At 45.9% G+C, this 17,342-nt stretch carries 20 protein-coding genes; 8 read left to right on the top strand and 12 right to left on the bottom strand.

The features are described 5' to 3' along the window. Positions 1 to 78: 78 nt before the first annotated feature. Both ZX61_RS08090 and ZX61_RS08085 read left to right on the top strand, forming a co-directional pair. A complete protein-coding gene (locus tag ZX61_RS08090; protein ID WP_049844170.1) occupies positions 79 to 1,158 on the top strand; it encodes a glycosyltransferase family 9 protein in 1,080 nt (359 codons plus the stop codon). Beyond that, positions 1,155 to 1,940: a glycosyltransferase family 2 protein gene (locus ZX61_RS08085; protein WP_049844169.1), complete on the top strand. Its 786-nt coding sequence runs from the start codon at positions 1,155 to 1,157 to the stop codon at positions 1,938 to 1,940. Before ZX61_RS08090 ends, ZX61_RS08085 begins: the two co-directional genes overlap by 4 nt. Before the next feature lie 40 nt (positions 1,941 to 1,980). Here the strand turns inward: ZX61_RS08085 and ZX61_RS08080 are convergent, their stop codons facing one another. Continuing rightward, positions 1,981 to 3,015: a glycosyltransferase family 9 protein gene (locus tag ZX61_RS08080; RefSeq protein ID WP_049844168.1), complete on the bottom strand. Its 1,035-nt coding sequence runs from the start codon at positions 3,013 to 3,015 to the stop codon at positions 1,981 to 1,983. Positions 3,016 to 3,121: 106 nt separating this feature from the next. Here ZX61_RS08080 and coaD point away from each other — a divergent pair, with 106 nt between their 5' ends. Further along, positions 3,122 to 3,616: a pantetheine-phosphate adenylyltransferase gene (gene coaD / locus ZX61_RS08075; RefSeq protein WP_049844167.1), complete on the top strand. Its 495-nt coding sequence runs from the start codon at positions 3,122 to 3,124 to the stop codon at positions 3,614 to 3,616. 180 nt (positions 3,617 to 3,796) lie between these two features. Here coaD and mutM read toward each other — a convergent pair whose 3' ends face one another. The 5 genes from mutM to radC all read right to left on the bottom strand — a co-directional run bounded on the left by mutM (position 3,797) and on the right by radC (position 6,804). Further along, a complete protein-coding gene (gene mutM, locus ZX61_RS08070; protein ID WP_049844166.1) occupies positions 3,797 to 4,603 on the bottom strand; it encodes a bifunctional DNA-formamidopyrimidine glycosylase/DNA-(apurinic or apyrimidinic site) lyase in 807 nt (268 codons plus the stop codon). 37 nt (positions 4,604 to 4,640) lie between these two features. Then, positions 4,641 to 5,123: a hypothetical protein gene (locus tag ZX61_RS08065; protein WP_049844165.1), complete on the bottom strand. Its 483-nt coding sequence runs from the start codon at positions 5,121 to 5,123 to the stop codon at positions 4,641 to 4,643. Positions 5,124 to 5,438: 315 nt separating this feature from the next. After that, the gene (gene rpmG, locus ZX61_RS08060; RefSeq protein ID WP_004410866.1) at positions 5,439 to 5,609 is read right to left on the bottom strand and encodes a 50S ribosomal protein L33; all 171 of its coding nucleotides are present in this window, start codon (positions 5,607 to 5,609) and stop codon (positions 5,439 to 5,441) included. A 13-nt stretch (positions 5,610 to 5,622) separates the two neighbouring features. Continuing rightward, entirely contained in the window at positions 5,623 to 5,859 is a 237-nt protein-coding gene (gene rpmB / locus ZX61_RS08055; RefSeq protein ID WP_004743834.1) for a 50S ribosomal protein L28, read from the bottom strand. A gap of 276 nt (positions 5,860 to 6,135) precedes the next feature. Then, positions 6,136 to 6,804, bottom strand: a complete 669-nt coding sequence (radC, locus tag ZX61_RS08050; protein WP_049844164.1) for a RadC family protein — start codon at positions 6,802 to 6,804, stop codon at positions 6,136 to 6,138. Positions 6,805 to 7,042: 238 nt separating this feature from the next. On the opposite strand from radC, the gene coaBC reads away from it, so the two are divergent. The 4 genes from coaBC (at position 7,043) to lpxM (ending at position 10,942) form a co-directional block, all read left to right on the top strand. Then, the gene (coaBC, locus tag ZX61_RS08045) at positions 7,043 to 8,248 is read left to right on the top strand and encodes a bifunctional phosphopantothenoylcysteine decarboxylase/phosphopantothenate--cysteine ligase CoaBC (RefSeq protein ID WP_049844163.1); all 1,206 of its coding nucleotides are present in this window, start codon (positions 7,043 to 7,045) and stop codon (positions 8,246 to 8,248) included. 139 nt (positions 8,249 to 8,387) lie between these two features. Beyond that, positions 8,388 to 8,978 carry a nucleoid occlusion factor SlmA gene (slmA, locus tag ZX61_RS08040; protein WP_004743839.1) on the top strand — a complete coding sequence of 197 codons (591 nt, stop codon included), beginning with the start codon at positions 8,388 to 8,390 and terminating at the stop codon, positions 8,976 to 8,978. Between the two features lie 5 nt (positions 8,979 to 8,983). Then, on the top strand, positions 8,984 to 9,934 hold the full coding sequence (lpxL, locus tag ZX61_RS08035) for an LpxL/LpxP family Kdo(2)-lipid IV(A) lauroyl/palmitoleoyl acyltransferase (RefSeq protein WP_049844162.1): 951 nt from the start codon (positions 8,984 to 8,986) through the stop codon (positions 9,932 to 9,934). A 15-nt stretch (positions 9,935 to 9,949) separates the two neighbouring features. Then, positions 9,950 to 10,942, top strand: a complete 993-nt coding sequence (gene lpxM, locus ZX61_RS08030; protein ID WP_049844161.1) for a lauroyl-Kdo(2)-lipid IV(A) myristoyltransferase — start codon at positions 9,950 to 9,952, stop codon at positions 10,940 to 10,942. Positions 10,943 to 11,182: 240 nt separating this feature from the next. On the opposite strand, the gene pyrE is transcribed toward lpxM, so the two are convergent. Beyond that, on the bottom strand, positions 11,183 to 11,824 hold the full coding sequence (gene pyrE, locus ZX61_RS08025; RefSeq protein ID WP_049844160.1) for an orotate phosphoribosyltransferase: 642 nt from the start codon (positions 11,822 to 11,824) through the stop codon (positions 11,183 to 11,185). Positions 11,825 to 11,946: 122 nt separating this feature from the next. Then, positions 11,947 to 12,663 (bottom strand): ribonuclease PH, encoded by a 717-nt coding sequence (rph, locus tag ZX61_RS08020; protein WP_004410877.1) that lies wholly within the window; start codon positions 12,661 to 12,663, stop codon positions 11,947 to 11,949. Between the two features lie 142 nt (positions 12,664 to 12,805). Here rph and ZX61_RS08015 point away from each other — a divergent pair, with 142 nt between their 5' ends. After that, positions 12,806 to 13,672, top strand: a complete 867-nt coding sequence (locus ZX61_RS08015; protein WP_049844159.1) for a YicC/YloC family endoribonuclease — start codon at positions 12,806 to 12,808, stop codon at positions 13,670 to 13,672. A gap of 63 nt (positions 13,673 to 13,735) precedes the next feature. Here the strand turns inward: ZX61_RS08015 and ZX61_RS08010 are convergent, their stop codons facing one another. The 4 genes from ZX61_RS08010 to ZX61_RS08000 form a co-directional block, all read right to left on the bottom strand. Beyond that, positions 13,736 to 14,689 (bottom strand): DMT family transporter, encoded by a 954-nt coding sequence (locus ZX61_RS08010; RefSeq protein WP_049844158.1) that lies wholly within the window; start codon positions 14,687 to 14,689, stop codon positions 13,736 to 13,738. Between the two features lie 210 nt (positions 14,690 to 14,899). Then, positions 14,900 to 15,283 (bottom strand): hypothetical protein, encoded by a 384-nt coding sequence (locus ZX61_RS23650; RefSeq protein WP_082173433.1) that lies wholly within the window; start codon positions 15,281 to 15,283, stop codon positions 14,900 to 14,902. A 114-nt stretch (positions 15,284 to 15,397) separates the two neighbouring features. Continuing rightward, a complete protein-coding gene (locus ZX61_RS08005) occupies positions 15,398 to 15,823 on the bottom strand; it encodes a phosphate-starvation-inducible protein PsiE (RefSeq protein ID WP_004416804.1) in 426 nt (141 codons plus the stop codon). Between the two features lie 113 nt (positions 15,824 to 15,936). After that, the gene (locus ZX61_RS08000) at positions 15,937 to 17,307 is read right to left on the bottom strand and encodes an NCS2 family permease (RefSeq protein WP_049844300.1); all 1,371 of its coding nucleotides are present in this window, start codon (positions 17,305 to 17,307) and stop codon (positions 15,937 to 15,939) included. Between the last annotated feature and the right edge of the window lie 35 nt (positions 17,308 to 17,342).

The raw sequence follows: 17,342 nt of genomic DNA, 5'->3' as shown, positions 1-17,342 counted from the left end.
ATTTTATTTGCGCCGCCATTTTACATTTATTGAGCCTCTCTGCATAATCTTGGCTAATACTCGATAATTGAAATCACTATGCCACTTTTTTCCTCTGCTCCTAAATCTCTCTGCGTACTACGTTTGTCTGCGATTGGTGATGTCTGTAATACCGTTGCTGCTGTGCAAGCGATACAGCGCCAGTGGTCTGAGACTGAAATTGTCTGGGTCACAGGCAAACTGGAAGCGAAGCTAATTGAAAATTTAGACAACGTCAAAGTGGTCGTATTTGATAAGAAAGAAGGCTGGGCAGGCTATAAATCTCTGTGGCGCGAGCTAAAAGATTACCGGTTCGATGCTCTCCTGCATATGCAATACGCATTTAGAGCCAGCATTGCGACCTTAGGTATAAACGCAAAATACAAACTTGGCTTTGATTCGACGCGCAGCCAAGACTTTCAAAACTTGTTTACCAATGTCAAAGTCCCCTCCCCGCCAACCATGCACGTTCTCGATGGGTTACTTGCCTTTGGTGAAACACTCGGTGTACAAGATATGTCACCGAAATGGCGGATTGACTACTCTGCGGATGATTTAACCTGGGCAACAGCTCAACTTAATGCTACCAAACCAAACCTAGTGATTGTTCCGGCAGCGAGCAAAGCCTATAAAAACTGGACAGCAGAAGGTTATGCCAAGCTGATTAAGCACGCTCATCAATCAGACTGGAATATTATTTTAGCTGGTAGCCCTGCTCAGGTTGAGCTAGACCTTGCCGAGCAAGTCGAAAAGCTGATTGATATTAATGTGAACAATCTGGTTGGTAAAAGCTCTCTAAAAGAGATGTTAGCTCTATTGGATAAAGCCAATCTTGTTGTTGCACCAGATACAGGCCCAGCCCATATGGCTAATGCGGTTAACACCCCTGTTATTGGTCTTTATGCTCACCACAATCCAGAGCGAACAGGGCCTTATCAGTATCGCCAATATGTTGTGTCTGCCTATGAAGAAGCTATTCATGCAGAGACAGGTAAAGCTTCAAAAGAGTTGAGCTGGCGGGCACGAGTGAAAGACAAAAACGCCATGCAGCGTATTGAGGCTCAGCAAGTTATCGCTATGTTTGATAAAGTAGTCGCAGATCTAAACCTACCGTCATCCACTCCAGAGGAATCCTTGTGAGTAAACCAACTATTGCCGTTGCACTGATCGTAAAAAACGAAGCGCAGCATCTTAAAGCTTGTTTGGAAACCGTCCATGACTGGGTTGATGAAATTGTCGTCCTCGATTCTGGCAGTACTGATAAAACGAAAGAGGTAGCGCACTCATTTACTGACAAGTTTTTCGTCAATCAAGAGTGGCCGGGGTTTGGGCCTCAACGCCGTATCGCACAATCTTATGTCGAATCAGATTATATTCTATGGCTCGATGCTGATGAGCGTGTCACACCCGAACTAAAACAGAGCATTTTAGCTGCGGTTGCTAACAACGAACCTTCGACCATCTATCAAACAGCGCGCTTAAGTTGGGTATTTGGTCGCTATGTTCGTCATTGTGGCTGGTATCCAGATCGCGTTCTGCGTTTATATCCAACAAAACTGACCCAATACAATGATGCCTTGGTACATGAGAAAGTCGAAGTAACTGGGGAGATGAAGGTTGAAAACCTTACTGGTGACCTGATTCACTTTACCTACAATGATATGAACCATTACTTGGTTAAGTCAGCAGGCTATGCGAAAGCGTGGGCAGAGCAGCGAGAGAAAAAGGGTAAAAAGAGCAGCATCTCACAAGGTATTCTTCATGCATTGGGCTGCTTTTTGAAAATGTATGTCGTTAAGGCTGGCTTCTTAGATGGTAAACAGGGCTTTCTGCTATCTCTACTCTCTGCGCATTCAACCTTTGTCAAATATGCGGATTTATGGATTCGAACAGAAACTGAAAAAATGCCGGAGAAGTTTTAGAGACTCTGATACAAAGACGACCCAGTCAGGTCGTCTTTTTCTATGCTAATTTATCCGTAGCCCAAGGCTGTAACTCTTCCAACACCTTACTTATGTCGATACGCGCCATATCTTCCTGACCCGCTTTATCATCGGCTTGCGGTGGGCAAAAAGCGATATGCTTCCCTTCCGCATTGATCGGTTGCCAACGTAGTGGCGTGGCAGAACGTTTACTTGGGAAGAAGCCAACAGTAGGGACATCAATCGCAGCTGCTATGTGCAGCGGACCGGTAGAGCCAGCAATAAACATATCTGCACATGCAATCGAGCAAGAGAAGTCAACTAAGCCATCATTCTTATCGTAAAGCACAGCACTTCGGCCACGCTCTGCCATCAGTTTTTGTAACTCAGCCGCTTTTTGTTCTTCACCTGGCCCAGCGGTTAAAACCACTTCAAATTCACCCGCTAAATCGCTGACAAGCTGTGTGTACTGCTCTAAAGAAAGATTATTTGCAGAGCCACCACTGCCAGCATGAACATATACCCAAGGCTGGTTTATATCTAATTCGAGTTGTTGCGCTAGCTTGTTTTTTTGCTGCTCTAACTGCTGCGAGCTAAATGATAAATAAGGTGCTGAAGGTTCAATGATAGGCTGGCCAATGTCACTTAAAAAGGCGCGAACAAGATCCAGGTTATATTCAAACTCTGGCTTAGCCGATTGAGAACGCTTTTGCTTAATGCGTTTGTTATAAAAGATCTGCGCGAGCTTAGTTGCAGGGGCTAAGCGATAAGGGATCTTGCCTTTCCAAACCAGCTTGGCATTGTAAGTGGTTGAGAACAGATTAATAGAAGCATCAAACTGCTCGAGACGAATCTGCTCAATCAGCTCATTTTGCGCCTGTTTAGTCCCCTTCTTTGTCGGGTCAACAAGCACATGGTCAATCCAAGGGCAGAGCTTAGCTAAAGCAACCGTATAGTTCGGCACCAGCGCAGTGATCTGGCAATCTGGCAGCGATGCTTTAAGCATGGCAAAGCTCGGCCATGCCAACATAAAGTCGCCGATTTTGTCGTTTCTCACTACCAGTATTTTTTTCATCACTTAATCCACGTCTATCTTTTGTGCCAATGATAACGGCTTCAGTGGGTAATTGTGAGCCTTTTTGTTAACATTGAATGAGATGGAATGATTAGAGAAGCGCACAGTGAGCCAAAAACGCCTATCCCGAGTAATCTATCCGGGAACATTTGATCCTATAACCAACGGTCACCTAGACCTGATCGAACGTGCCGCAGATATGTTTGATGAGGTGATCATCGCCGTTGCTGCTAGTCCAAGTAAAAACACCATGTTTACCTTGGATGAGCGTGTTCAGTTCGCTCAACAGGTGACTAAGCATTTAGACAACGTCAGCTCTAAAGGCTTTTCTGGTCTTATGGTTGATTTTGCCAAACAAGAGCAAGCCAACGTATTGATTCGTGGTCTGCGTACGACAGTCGACTTCGAGTACGAATTTGGTCTAACAAACATGTATCGCCGCCTTATGCCAGGTTTAGAGAGTGTATTCTTAACCCCAGCCGAAGAGCATGCTTTTATCTCTTCAACCATTGTTCGCGAGGTAGCCATTCACGGTGGTGACGTAACCAACTTTGTACCTAAAATAGTCGCGGAAGCGTTAAAAACCAAAGCACATGTTTAATGGGAAGCTGGAGAGCTAGGTTATTACGTTCTATCTCTCCTTAAAAACTAATCCTATCTTCCTTGTTGAAGCAAAGGTTCTACCACCTCACGGCTAGCAACCACCTCTCGGAGGACGAAGTCCGTTCCAGATTCTCGTAGGGCGCAGCCCGTTCACGAAGGACGCAGTCCGCTCTGCTCTCTATTTCTGACACTGATTGCAAAAAAACGTATTGCGCTGTCCGATCTTCTGCTCTTCGATGAGTTCACCACAAGTTGGGCATGGCTCACCTGCTTTGCCATAAACTTGCAGCTCTTGAGCAAAGTAACCTGGCTTTCCATCTGCTTGAGCGAAGTCTTTTAAGGTCGTTCCACCCTGTTTGATTGCAGTATCTAGTACTTGCTTAATCTCTTTAACCAACAGCTCCCACTCTTTCGCGGTAAGTTTTCCGGCAGGTCGCGTGGGATGGATACCGGAACTAAACAAAGATTCATTGGCGTAAATGTTTCCGACACCAACCACAACTTTGTTATCCATAATAAATTGCTTCACCGCAACACGTTTATTGGCGGCCTTTTCAGCAATGTAATCGGCATTGAATTCCGATGTTAGTGGCTCAGGCCCCATACTACCTAGTGCGGCGTGAGTACCATCTTCTGTCCATAGCCAAGCGCCAAAACGCCTTGGGTCGTTGTAGCGCAGCACCTTACCGTTAGTCAATTTCAGATCAACGTGATCGTGTTTAGCAGGTGAGATCTCAGCATCTAGCACTCTTAATGAACCAGACATCCCAAGGTGGACAATCGCACTACCGGCATCTGTTTCAATTAATAAATACTTGGCTCGACGAGAAATCCCCCGAATAACCTGCCCTTCCATTTTTTTCAGCTCTGCTGGAATATCCCAACGCAGCTTAGGGGTGCGAAATGTCAGTTTGGCCACCGTTTGACCAATTAAGTGAGGCGAGATCCCCATTCGGCTTACTTCAACTTCAGGTAATTCAGGCATCAGTTGTTCCTATCGCGTACAGCACAAAGTAGTGATATTACTGAGGCATAAGATAGCGAGGTTCGACCGAAATGGCTATCCACTTATCTTGCCAGTTTTTCAGCAACCAAAACTGTGGGGTTTGGTAATAGGTGATCCTTTGCGGCTCTTCCTGATCTAAATACCATGCTTCAATTGAACTTGGGCTACTAAGCTGAGGCTTTAAGCTATCGAAGTTATTTTGAGTCACTTCGGTTCCCACCAGATCAATCCAACGCTGAGCAAGTTCCTGTTCAGGAATAGCGGTATTCACTGTACTGCGCCAGCGACCTTGGTTTTTCTCCAGTGACCAATCAGAGAAATGTAATGCTTGTAGCTCTGCCTGAGGGTTCAACAGATATGGATAAGGGCTTTCAACCACCGTAGGCTCAAGTAGATAGGTTTTGATCAAAGTAGGAAGGTTAAGCAAAGCGATAAACGCAATAATGCCTAACATAAGGATATTGTTCCAACGTTTACGACGTGAAGGGGAAACTCGCATAGTGTCTGACTTCTCTGCCTCTAACTGACTCAAAAGTAGCAGAAAAGAGATAGATAGGCGAGAGATGCGGGGTGCGGGGTGCGGGGTGCGGGGTGCGGGATTATTTTGTCCTATTAGAAAACAAGTGCCGCTAGCAATTTTCGATAAGCCATCTACACATTTCACTCGCAGGGCGAAGCCCGATCTCGGAGCACAGCGTTCTATAGGACGAAGGGCGTAGCCCGTTCCTTCTCTCCAGGCAATAAAAAACCCAACCATATTGCTATGATTGGGTTTCAATTCACGCTTCCCGAAGGAAGTTCAAAGAAGAATCAATTACTTGATTTTAGCTTCTTTGTACATAACGTGCTGGCGAACTACTGGATCAAACTTTTTGATCTCAAATTTGCCTGGCATGTTACGTTTGTTCTTATCAGTCGTGTAGAAGTGACCAGTACCTGCAGAAGATACTAGACGGATTTTCTCACGTACGCCTTTCTTTGCCATTGTCTATTTCCTCTTAAACGTTTACGCCGTTTGCACGGATATCAACAAGAACAGCATCAATGCCCTTCTTATCGATGATACGCATACCTTTAGCAGATAGACGTAGTTTAACAAAACGTTTTTCGCTCTCTACCCAGAAACGATGAGTTTGTAGGTTCGGCAGAAAACGACGCTTAGTAGCATTGCGTGCGTGTGAACGGTTGTTACCCGTTACTGGACGCTTACCAGTTACTTGGCATACTCGTGACATGAATGTCTTCTCCAAAATCGTTTCAGCTCGATATCAACCTTGGTGGCCGAACCTCTCAGTTTCTAAATTAGAAGTTTGAGGTCTTATACCGCTATGGAAACCCATACAAGGCTATCAAAGGTCGCGCATTATACTAACTTGAGTAGCATTGCTCAAGACCCGAACAGATCCTTTTTACAGGTTTTCGTGATCTTTTTTAGGCAGAGCTGATTTATGTGCTAAAAAATGTCGGGGGATTGTAGCAGAAATCAGCGAACTCACAACTAAAAATGTGATTTAAATCCAACCGCGCTCAGCAAAGGAAACAATCTCACCATCACCAACCACAAAGTGGTCTAGGACACGGATGTCTACCAGAGCTAACGCATCACTGACTCGGCGTGTGATTCGACGGTCGCTCTGACTAGGCTCTGCAATGCCTGAGGGGTGATTATGCGCCAAAATTAAAGCTGCTGAATTATGCTCTAATGCACGCTTTACCACCTCTCTTGGGTAGATTGAGGCAGCATCAATCGTTCCTTGAAATAGTGCTTCCTCACATATCACTCTGTGTTGATTGTCTAAAAACAACACCAAGAATTCTTCTCTTTGTTTGTCCCTGAGCAAACCTGACAGGTAGAGTTTTGTTTGCTCTGGGCTAGTCAGCGCATCACCCCGCTGTAATGTCTCTGATAAATAGCGCTGCGTCATCTCTAACACGGCTTGCAACTGAACATATTTCGCAACACCTAGCCCCTTATATCGACAAAAATCTTCACAATTGGCAGAAAATAGCTTTCTTAATGAGCCAAATTCCTTAATCAAATGGTCTGATAGAACCAGAACATTCATCCCTTGGGTTCCAGTTCTTAAAAAGATGGCAAGTAACTCCGCATCGGTGAGAGCTTGCGGGCCGTGTGACAACAGTTTCTCTCGTGGCATAGATTCTTTAGGTAGGGCGTTCATCTTGGTCCTATCTTTAGTGAACTCATCATAAGCAGAATAATTAAAGAGGGCTTAATAAATGAAACCAAGAAAGCTACAGTGCGATAATCCAAGCGAAGACCATGAAACACTGTCACGCATGAGGTATTACAAACTTTGCTCCTAATCAAGTTTCCAAGCTAAGAACTCATCGGCTAACTCTAGGCACGTAAATATCAGCCGTGGTATCTTACGGGCAGAAATTTTAAGGAAGATCATCATGCAAACACTCGCAGGTAAAAAGATCCTATTAGGTATTAGTGGTGGTATCGCTGCTTACAAATGTGCCGAACTGACTCGTCGCCTTATTGAACGTGGCGCGCAGGTTCAAGTGGTTATGACCAAAGCAGCTAAAGAATTTATTACCCCACTGACCATGCAAGCTGTCTCTGGCAGACCTGTCTCTGACAGCCTGCTCGATCCTGCTGCAGAAGCCTCGATGGGACATATCGAGCTAGCAAAATGGGCAGATCTGGTCTTACTTGCACCTGCAACGGCTGATTTAATCGCACGTATGAGTGCAGGCATGGGCAACGATTTGCTCACCACCTTAGTGCTTGCCACCGACTCACCGATCGCGGTTTCGCCAGCGATGAATCAGCAGATGTATCGCAATATCGCCACCCAAGAGAACATCGCAACCCTTGCACGCCGTGGTATGCAGGTTTGGGGGCCAGCAGCTGGTGAACAAGCGTGTGGGGATGTGGGCCCTGGACGCATGCTCGAACCGATGCAGCTCGTCGAGCGATGTGAACATTTTTTTGCAGAAAAGCCACTTGAAGGAAAATCGGTGGTGATTACCGCCGGCCCAACCCGCGAAGCGATCGACCCTGTGCGCTACATCTCTAATCACAGTTCTGGAAAAATGGGCTTTGCTTTGGCTCAAGCTGCGGCTGCACAGGGAGCAAAAGTAACGCTCGTTTCTGGTCCCGTTTCCCTTGCAACGCCTGCAGGTGTAGAACGTATTGATGTCGACAGTGCGCAAAGCATGTATAACGCTGCTATCGAACAAGCAAAAAATCATGACATCTTTATCGGCTGCGCCGCGGTTGCAGACTATCGCCCTAAAACCATTGCAGAGCAAAAAATCAAAAAGACCGATGATAGCGATCAGATGGCCATCACCATGGTGAAGAACCCAGACATTATCGCATCCGTCGCAGCACTTAATGAGTCTCGACCATTTACAGTCGGGTTTGCCGCCGAGACACAAGACGTGGAACACTACGCACGAACAAAACTCAGCAAGAAAAATCTTGATATGATTTGTGCTAACGATGTCTCTGTTGAAGGGCAAGGCTTCAATAGCAACGACAATGCGATCACCGTATACTGGAAAGAGGGTAAGCAATCACTTACTCTTGCGTCAAAGCAACAAATTGCGGCGCAAATCATCATGACAATCGCGAAAAAACTAGAAGCGTAAAGCTCATATTTATTCTCGAGAAGAACAACCCTTCGCGATAATTGGAATCGTCATTAGAGTCTGCAGACCTAAATAGTTTGGCTTTGCGCTATTTTGCCCAAAGCTTTATTCAGAATGGTAACAATAAGGAAAAAGGTTCATGGCCGGAACAAGAAAAACCAACCGCCGAGATGAAATTTTGCAAGCATTGGCTGAAATGCTGGAGTCCAACGAAGGCGCTTCACGTATTACAACCGCAAAACTCGCTAAGCAAGTTGGCGTTTCAGAAGCCGCGCTGTACAGGCATTTTCCGAGTAAAGCGCGCATGTTCGAAGGCTTAATCGAGTTTATTGAAGAGTCTTTGATGTCGCGCATTAACCGAATTCTGGATGAAGAGAAAGACACTCTGACTCGAATCCGTTTAGTACTGCAATTGATTCTGGCGTTTGCCGAGCGAAACCCAGGTCTGAGCCGGATTTTGTCTGGCCACGCACTCATGTTTGAAAATGAGCGCTTACGTGACCGTATTAATCAACTGTTTGAGCGCATAGAAACGTCCATCCGTCAAATCTTACGTGAACGTATGCTGCGCGAAGGAAAGGCATTTCCTGTTGATGAAAAAGTTTTAGCTGCTCAACTACTTGGTCAAGTAGAAGGGAGTCTAAACCGATTTGTTCGCTCAGACTTTAAATACCAACCGACTGCAAACTTTGAAGAGTACTGGGCACTTTTGAGTGCACAAATAAAGTAATCGCTATGAGTAAAGATAGGTACAATCAACCGCCACCTTTTACCCTTTCCTTACTGTCCCCAAAACACTGGGGAGTTTGGCTCGGCTTTGGACTGCTTGCCTTGATTGTCAACATTCTGCCTTACACTCTGTTATTACGTATAGGGCATAGTATAGGCCACGTCGGCATGCGACTTGGTAAATCCCGCGTGCATGTAGCTAGAAGAAACTTCGAATTGGCCTTTCCTGAGATGCCTCAATCAGAAGTAGAAAAACTTGTCGAAGAAAACTTCAAAAATACCGGTATGGCATTAATTGAAACCGGAATCACTTGGTTTTGGCCAACCTGGCGATTTAAACGCATCCTCGTTGCCAAAGATATTGAAGAGCTAAAAACCCTTGATAAACAAGGCAAAGGTGTTCTACTTTGCTGCGTACACGCACTCAACCTTGAGATAACGGCACGTGCCTTTGGTGTATTAGGTTTACAAGGTTATGGCGCTTACCGTCCACATAGTAACGCTGCCTATGAGTTTATCCAGTACCGTGGTCGCTCTCGCAACGGCAACAAACTTATCTACCGTACTGATCTGAAACAGATGATTCGCGTACTGCGTCAAGGACACCGTCTGTTTTATCTGCCCGATCAAGATTACGGCCATAACAAATCTGTGTTTGTGCCTTTCTTTGCTGTTGAACAGGCCTGTACCACAACAGGAACTAGTATTCTTGCCTACACCAGTAAATGTGCCATTGTCCCAGGTTCAGGTTTTAGAAACGGCAAAGGGAAATATGAAATTATCGCCAACAGAAATATTGAGCCTGACTACCCGAAAAAAGATGAAACCGCTGCAGCGGCATATATGAATAAGTTTGTCGAAGAGCTTATTCTGCGTGCTCCTGAACAATGGATGTGGCTACACAAACGCTTTAAGTCACTACCAGACGAAACACTAACTAACTCACGTTATCAATAACATAGGCCCTGCTGAATGAGCACCAATGATAAAAACAGCATAGACAAGCATCTACATAACCCAACCTTTGAGTGGTCTTTTCTCCACCCTAAGCACTGGGGAACTTGGATAGGCCTCTTGTTTGCCGCGCTGTTTGCTTTTATCCCGTTTCGACTGCGCGATACCCTAGCTCGCAAGCTATCGGTGTTCGCTGTACGAAAAAATGGTCGCGTAGTACGTCGTGCGCGCGTAAATCTAAGATACTGTTTCCCTGAGAAATCTGAGCAAGAACGCCAACAAATCCTTGAAGAGACGTTCGTAAAAGCGGCGCAGTATCTACTCGGTTACTCTGAATTTTTAGTACGCTCGACCAAGCATAACCAAAATCGCGGAGTCATGATCGGAGAGGAAAATATCTTACCGCTATTAGATGCGGGCGAGAACGTGATTATCCTAGCACCACACGCTTGGGCTGTAGATTACCCTGCCGTTATGCTCGCTGCCAAAGGCTACAAGGTGACTACTATTATGAAGCCGCAGCGCAATCCAATTGGTGATTGGCTAATGCAGGTTCAGCGCATGCAGTATGGTGGTCGTATCTTTGCCCGCGAAGCGGGGGTGAAACCTTTCGTGCGCTCAATTAAAGATGGCTACTTAGGATACTGGCTGCCAGATGAAGACTTTGGCCCAGCCAACTCGGTATTTGTGCCTTTCTTTGGTACAGAGAAGGCTACATTAAAAGGCTTCGGTAAAATGGCTCGCTTGTCAAAAGCGAGAGTAGTCCCTGTACTTCCTGCCTATAACGATAAAACCGGCAAGTATGAAGTTCATATCCTGCCTGCGCTTGAAAACTTCCCAACAGGCGATGAAGAGGCCGATGCTCGCGCAATGAACCAAGCGATTGAAGACTTGGTTCGCCCACATCCGGAGCAATATATGTGGAACCTTTCGCTGCTAAAAACCCAACGCGATGGTCGTGAGATTTACGATAACTCACACCATGGTGATAAGGATGATGTTGATAGCTAGAGAGATGGAACAAAGAAGGGTTGACGTGAAAGCGTCAACCCTTTTCGTTTCAATAGGTCAATCCCGTCATCTTCAAGAACGAGGAACGAATGAGTTGGGGATATCTTGAAGCGAATCGAACTCTTAATGAGATTCCCTACTCGCACCTTCGTCACTCTATGGAATGACAGTTAACCTCTCAAAAGGCGAAGCCCGTTCCCGATTCTCGGAGCAAAGCGTTCTAAAGGACGAAGTTCGCTCTTAAATTCCATACTCAGCACGGTAAGCCTTCACTGCTTCTAGATGTTCAGCGTCAGTACCTTTCTCTTCTAGGAAAGTCACTAGGTCAGTCAGGCTAACAATTGAGATAATTGCGCAGCCAAAGTCGCGCTCAACTTCTTGGATTGCAGACAGCTCACCTTTACCTTTCTCTTGGCGGTCAATCGCAACCAAAACGCCCGCTAGATCAGCACCATTTGCTTGGATGATTTCCATTGACTCACGGATTGCCGTGCCTGCAGTGATTACATCGTCCACCAGCATGATGCGGCCTTCCAGTGCGCTACCGACTAAGTTGCCACCTTCGCCGTGATCTTTTGCTTCTTTACGGTTGAAACAGTAAGGCGTATCCACATCGTGGTGATCCGCTAAAGCTACCGCTGTTGTCGTCGCAATTGGAATACCTTTGTACGCAGGGCCAAATAGCACATCGAACTCAATGGCAGAATCTGCTAGCGCTGCTGCGTAGAAACGACCTAGACGCGCTAAGTCACGACCAGTATTGAAAAGACCAGCGTTAAAGAAGTACGGGCTCTTACGGCCAGACTTTAAAGTAAACTCGCCAAATTTTAGGACTTCTTTCTCTAGTGCAAACTCAATAAATTCACGCTGGTATGCTTTCATTACTTTCTCTCTAAATAAAAGGTCTAGTTTTCTAGACGGTTTATAAACAGGTCAAAACTTAGCCTTTACTAAATCTTGATAAAAAAATAGCTTCCTTTTTAAGGGAAGCTATTTAACAAAAATCAATTTTCTAACGCCGCCTTCTGCGCGGCTACGATCTCGGTAATACCTTTGGTCGCCGACTCGAGCAACTTCATCAGCTCAGCGTGGGTGAATGGTTCACCCTCTGCCGTGCCTTGAACTTCAATCATGCGACCGTCTTCGGTCATCACTACGTTCATATCGGTATCTGCTGCAGAGTCTTCTGTGTATTCAAGGTCACAAAGAATATCTTCACCTAGAATGCCCACAGAAACGGCTGCTACGTGGCCTTTCATTGGGTTAGCTTTAAGTTTGCCCTTCTCTACTAAGTGTTGGAATGCATCAGCCATCGCAACGCTCGCACCAGAGATAGACGCAGTACGCGTACCGCCATCCGCTTGGATTACATCACAGTCTACTGTCACCATGATTTCGCCCATTGCTTCTAGGTCAACTACTGCGCGTAAGCTACGAGCAATCAGACGTTGGATTTCCATCGTACGACCACCTTGCTTACCACTTGCCGCTTCACGACGCATACGTGAATGCGTTGAACGTGGCAGCATACCGTATTCTGCCGTTACCCAGCCCTTACCCTGACCTTTAAGCCAGCGTGGAACGTTCTCTTCAACGGTCGCATTACAAAGTACTTTTGTATTGCCGAATTCAACCAATACAGAACCTTCTGCATAAGCTGTGTAGTTACGAGTAATTTTGATTGGGCGAACTTGGTCCGCCTTGCGATCGTTTGGACGCATGGGCATCTACCTTATATGAAGGGGGAGACGTTTTTGGTTGGAGCAGGATTATAGCGAAGTTTGCTCTACAAAGCTATCCATCCGAGATTTGTGCTACTATTGCCTCGCGTTATTTTCAAAGATGATTAAACAGGAAAATTCGATGATCTACAGTATGACAGCCTACGCACGTAAAGAAGTGAAAGGCGATTGGGGCACAGCAGTATGGGAAATTCGTAGTGTTAACCAACGCTACCTTGAAACCTACTTCCGCCTACCAGAACAGTTCCGTGGCCTAGAGCCAGTACTGCGTGAGCGTTTTCGTAAACGCCTAGCACGCGGCAAAGTTGAATGCGCGCTGCGCTTTGAAGCTAACCCAGCCGCAAAAGGCGAGTTAAGCATCAACGAAAACCTAGCACAACAAGTCATCAACGCTGCTAACCAAGTAATGCAGATGACTGGCGAAGAAAGCCGCCTAAACCCATTCCAAGTAATGAACTGGCCGGGTGTAATGGAAACCTCTGAGCAAGATATGGATGCGGTAAACAAGGATCTGCTCGGTGCATTTGATGAAGCAGTAAGCGAGTTTATTGAAGCGCGTGGCCGTGAAGGTGAAAACATGAAAGCGCTTATCGTCCAGCGCTTAGATGCGATCACCGAAGAAGTGGTTAAGGTGCGTGCTCGTATGCCTGAAATTTTAGAATGGCAACGTGAGCGTCTGTTCGCGAAATTTGAAGATGCGAAAGTTGAGCTAGACTCATCGCGCGTAGAACAAGAGCTAATCTTACTAGCGCAAAAATCTGACGTGGCAGAAGAGCTAGACCGCCTAGACTCGCACGTAAAAGAAGCAACCAACATCCTGAAGAAAGGTGGCGCTTGTGGCCGCCGCTTAGACTTTATGATGCAAGAGTTTAACCGTGAGTCGAACACGCTAGCCTCTAAGTCAATCAGCACAGATATCACAGCATCTGGTGTTGAGCTTAAAGTTCTGATTGAACAGATGCGTGAGCAGATCCAAAACATTGAATAATCAATGTAGTTGAAATAAAAGCCCTGCTATTGAAAGCGGGGCTTTTTTATATCTACGTCCTAACTAGACACTAAGTCGTTTCGCACATTGAGCACAAATCACCGGCTGTGGTTTTGCGCGCCAAAAACCAAGTTTGCGCCAGAAAGATGGCTCCGCTTTGGTCACCAAAATACCGAGCAGTAGTGGCACCATCAGCAATAGAGATGTCATCGAAAAGCTGTTACCCGCCACCCAGCTGGATAGGCTCAAAGCGAGCAGTGGGAAAAAGAGAAAACAGATAGAGGCAGTAAACGGCGTCGACACCTGGCCGAGCTTAAAGTAGGCCACAATACCACCGACACTTGCGAAAACACCCAAATAGGCCACTGCCGCCATTGAGTCTACTGAAAATGCCGCAATCTGTGGCTGCTCTAACCACAATGAAACCAACAACAAGCACACCGAAGCAATCAAACTTGGAATGGCGTTATAGGTCAGAACAGGCGTGCTACGGCAGTACTTTTCCACAAACACATACATCACAGAATGAATAGCGACGGCGCCACCAAGAGCCAGTGAACCAAGCAAATAGTCTTCGCCACCTAATGTCATTTCGGTCGCTAAGATCAGTGCCAAACTTAATACCGCAACCAGTAGACCGGCTATTTGTAACTTACTCAGACGTAAACCCAAAAACAGACTTGATGTCACCATCACAGCAATCGGCATATTGGCAAAAATAATCGAAGCTAAACCTGATGAGATGTATTGCTCACCAAAAATCATCAAGGTAAATGGAATCGCAAAATAGAAGATAGCGACGACAAACATCCAAAATTGCCTTCCTTTCGGGAACAACAACGGTTGTTTCAGCTTTATCGCCAGTAACACTAACAGCGGCGAAGCAATCAAAAATCTCAGACCCGTAGCAAAAATTGGCGGAACAGTCGCTACCGCAATCTCCATGGCTAACCAAGTCGTACCCCAAATAAGGCATACTGAGACAAACAAAAACGTCGTTAGATATTTATGCGGCATAACGACCTCCTTGCATCAAAGAAAGCGAAGTCAACGTCGACCAGCAAACAGCGGAAGTAGCACGGATACTCGTGCCATAAATCATTTCAAGTTTCATATTCTTATTCCCATCACGGGGTGGCGCAAACAGCTAAGCTACTTACACCGATATCAAAGGCACACAAGCAAGTTGTGTGAATAGTGGTGCGATAAATTGCTGAGAAATAAGAATTAAGCGATTGGAGGTCGGTATAGAGATTGGATCTCTACACTGGTGTAACTAATAGGTGCACTTACTGCAAGCGCATAGCGGAAAGGGGAACTATAAGAACGAACATTCGTCTCAACGAGTGCAATGTTTGAGACGTTTATATGAGAACAGCACTGTTTCTCGAAACAGGTACCGCCGGGGTCGCAACAACCCACCTCAGTCGTTGGTGTCGCTGATACTAAACCACATCCACCAAACTCTATCTTCTGCACGACAGAGTTAGAAGTGTGATGAGGGGAAACGTGATGAGAAGAGACTTCCGCCTGTGCTGCACTACTAAGCAGCACAATGGATAGCAATGCGCTTAGCAAAAAACAAATTGTGGATGTATAGCGAAGCAGCATCACACACTCTCATCACAAAGGGGTTGATGAAAAGATAATCGGCCATTCAGAAAATAACAATATGATTTGAGAAGACTTTACACTTCTTTACCTCATCCTGCCCGACAGATAACCTTACTCATCTTTCTCGGCGGTATTGTTATCAATATACGGCCAATAATGATGCCCCACTCGAATCACCATTGTCGCTACCGCCAAAATTAACGCCGCCACTGAAAGCCAAACTACCAATACCGCATCCAACTCTTTCATGCCTAAGGTGATGTATCGAGCGATCGCCATCATGGCAATGTAGATTGGGTAGCGCACAGGGATCTTACCGTTCATCACGAACTGCTTAACCATCGCCAGCACTTCGAGATAGATAAACATCAACAAGATATCGGTCAGCAGGACGCGCTTTTCAGTAAAGACATGGACAAACTCTTCGACCATCGCAAACAGCGTCGCAAGCGTGATCGCCACTAGCAGCACAGCCTCTAATGAGTGGAAGATTTTAAGAAATGGCTTGCTGAATGATTTAGGAAGATTGGAAGGCATAATCCCTATCCGTGATAAAAACTAATAGGCATCCAGTTTACCACGAGATGTATGACAAAGAAGTGAGCGGTCGTCATTCTTTAGCCGATAACCGCTCTCTAAGTTGTGATTTACTATAGCAGCAGCAAGTAAGCTAAGAATACCGCAGACAGAGCATAGATAATTGGGTGAACCTGCTTACCTTTACCCGCAACCACCATAGTAAATGCGTAGCTGATAAAGCCCATCGCCATACCGTTGGCAGGAGAGAAGCTCAGAACCGTAAACATGATGGTAAAGAACGCAGCAATACGAGACTCTTTCTTGTCCCAATCAATCTGGCCTAAACGACCAATCATGTAGATGCCCACCACAACCATAGCCGGAGCAACCATGGCTGCCGAGAAGATAGAAAATAGTGGATATAGGAATAGCGACACAAGGAACAGACCTGATACCACAACCGCCGCAAGACCGGTTTTCGCCCCTTGAGAAGAAGCAATACCCGACTCAGAGAACGCAGTAATTGACGTTGTACCGAGCACCGAGCCAATCACAGTTCCCCCGGCATCCGCAACTAGGGCTGAACGAGCGTTAGGTACTTTGCCATCTTTGTCGATAATGCCTGCATCACGGCCGACACCAACTATCGTGCTCATGCCATCAAAGAAGTCGACAATCAGGAAAATCACCACAACAAACAGCAGATCGAACATCTTGTCTGCGGTTAGGCCAGAGAAATCAAACACGGCACCAAACGTGCTCGCCATGCTTGGCGGCGCCGTCACTATCTGCTCAGGAATTGGCGCATTAGATGTGCCCATCACCATATCGGCAATCAACGTTAGACCGATCGCACTAACAAATGAGATAAACGTCGCCAGCTTGATATCTCGCACCATACAACCAAGGGCAATAAAGATACTGATATAAGCGATGATCACCTGTGGTTCAGTAATGTTACCCATACCGACAAGGACAAACTTGTTATCGACGATGATGCCCGCATTCTTCAAACCTAAAAAGGCGATAAACAGACCAAGCGATACCGTAATCGCGTTCTTCAGATCGTTAGGAATCGACTCTATCAGAGATCTACGAATATTAGTCAGGGAAAGAAGGAGATAGAACACACCCGATAAAAAGATGCCAAATAGGGCTTCATTCCACACTAGCGCAACCGAGCCGCTGAGTAGCATCCCTTTGAAGAAACCATTCATACTCATGCCAGGCGCGAGCATAACTGGATAATTACCCCAAACACCCATAATAAAAGTCGCGATTGCCGCTGCCAGTGCTGTTGCTGTAAACACCGCACCTTTATCCATCCCAGGGATTCCCCCCAAAATGGCTGGGTTAACCGCCAAAATATAGCTCATCGCTAAGAAGGTAATAAAGCCTGCGTACAGCTCGGTACCTAAGGTTGTTTTTCGCTCAGCAATTTTAAATACTGATTCCAGTACACCAGGCTGACTCTGGGCTTTTAGAGTTGATTCGAGACTCACAATGAAACCTTTATAAGTGGGGTAAACAGTAAACG

It is taken from the genome of Vibrio sp. VPAP30, from assembly GCF_001188205.1.
Taxonomy (GTDB): domain Bacteria; phylum Pseudomonadota; class Gammaproteobacteria; order Enterobacterales; family Vibrionaceae; genus Vibrio; species Vibrio bivalvicida.
This window is presented reverse-complemented; position numbering and strand designations above follow the sequence as displayed.

Bases quoted from the DNA above. Each gene is read 5' to 3' on its own strand.
- pyrE (WP_049844160.1), bottom strand. From the start codon at position 11,824: ATGAAAGCATACCAGCGTGAATTTATTGAGTTTGCACTAGAGAAAGAA.
- rph (WP_004410877.1), bottom strand. From the start codon at position 12,663: ATGCGTCCAAACGATCGCAAGGCGGACCAAGTTCGCCCAATCAAAATT.
- mutM (WP_049844166.1), bottom strand. From the start codon at position 4,603: ATGCCTGAATTACCTGAAGTTGAAGTAAGCCGAATGGGGATCTCGCCT.
- ZX61_RS08005 (WP_004416804.1), bottom strand. From the start codon at position 15,823: ATGCCTTCCAATCTTCCTAAATCATTCAGCAAGCCATTTCTTAAAATC.
- ZX61_RS08090 (WP_049844170.1), top strand. From the start codon at position 79: ATGCCACTTTTTTCCTCTGCTCCTAAATCTCTCTGCGTACTACGTTTG.
- radC (WP_049844164.1), bottom strand. From the start codon at position 6,804: ATGAACGCCCTACCTAAAGAATCTATGCCACGAGAGAAACTGTTGTCA.
- slmA (WP_004743839.1), top strand. From the start codon at position 8,388: ATGGCCGGAACAAGAAAAACCAACCGCCGAGATGAAATTTTGCAAGCA.
- ZX61_RS08065 (WP_049844165.1), bottom strand. From the start codon at position 5,123: ATGCGAGTTTCCCCTTCACGTCGTAAACGTTGGAACAATATCCTTATG.
- coaBC (WP_049844163.1), top strand. From the start codon at position 7,043: ATGCAAACACTCGCAGGTAAAAAGATCCTATTAGGTATTAGTGGTGGT.
- rpmG (WP_004410866.1), bottom strand. From the start codon at position 5,609: ATGGCAAAGAAAGGCGTACGTGAGAAAATCCGTCTAGTATCTTCTGCA.
- lpxM (WP_049844161.1), top strand. From the start codon at position 9,950: ATGAGCACCAATGATAAAAACAGCATAGACAAGCATCTACATAACCCA.
- rpmB (WP_004743834.1), bottom strand. From the start codon at position 5,859: ATGTCACGAGTATGCCAAGTAACTGGTAAGCGTCCAGTAACGGGTAAC.
- ZX61_RS08015 (WP_049844159.1), top strand. From the start codon at position 12,806: ATGATCTACAGTATGACAGCCTACGCACGTAAAGAAGTGAAAGGCGAT.
- ZX61_RS23650 (WP_082173433.1), bottom strand. From the start codon at position 15,283: ATGCTGCTTCGCTATACATCCACAATTTGTTTTTTGCTAAGCGCATTG.
- ZX61_RS08010 (WP_049844158.1), bottom strand. From the start codon at position 14,689: ATGCCGCATAAATATCTAACGACGTTTTTGTTTGTCTCAGTATGCCTT.
- lpxL (WP_049844162.1), top strand. From the start codon at position 8,984: ATGAGTAAAGATAGGTACAATCAACCGCCACCTTTTACCCTTTCCTTA.
- ZX61_RS08080 (WP_049844168.1), bottom strand. From the start codon at position 3,015: ATGAAAAAAATACTGGTAGTGAGAAACGACAAAATCGGCGACTTTATG.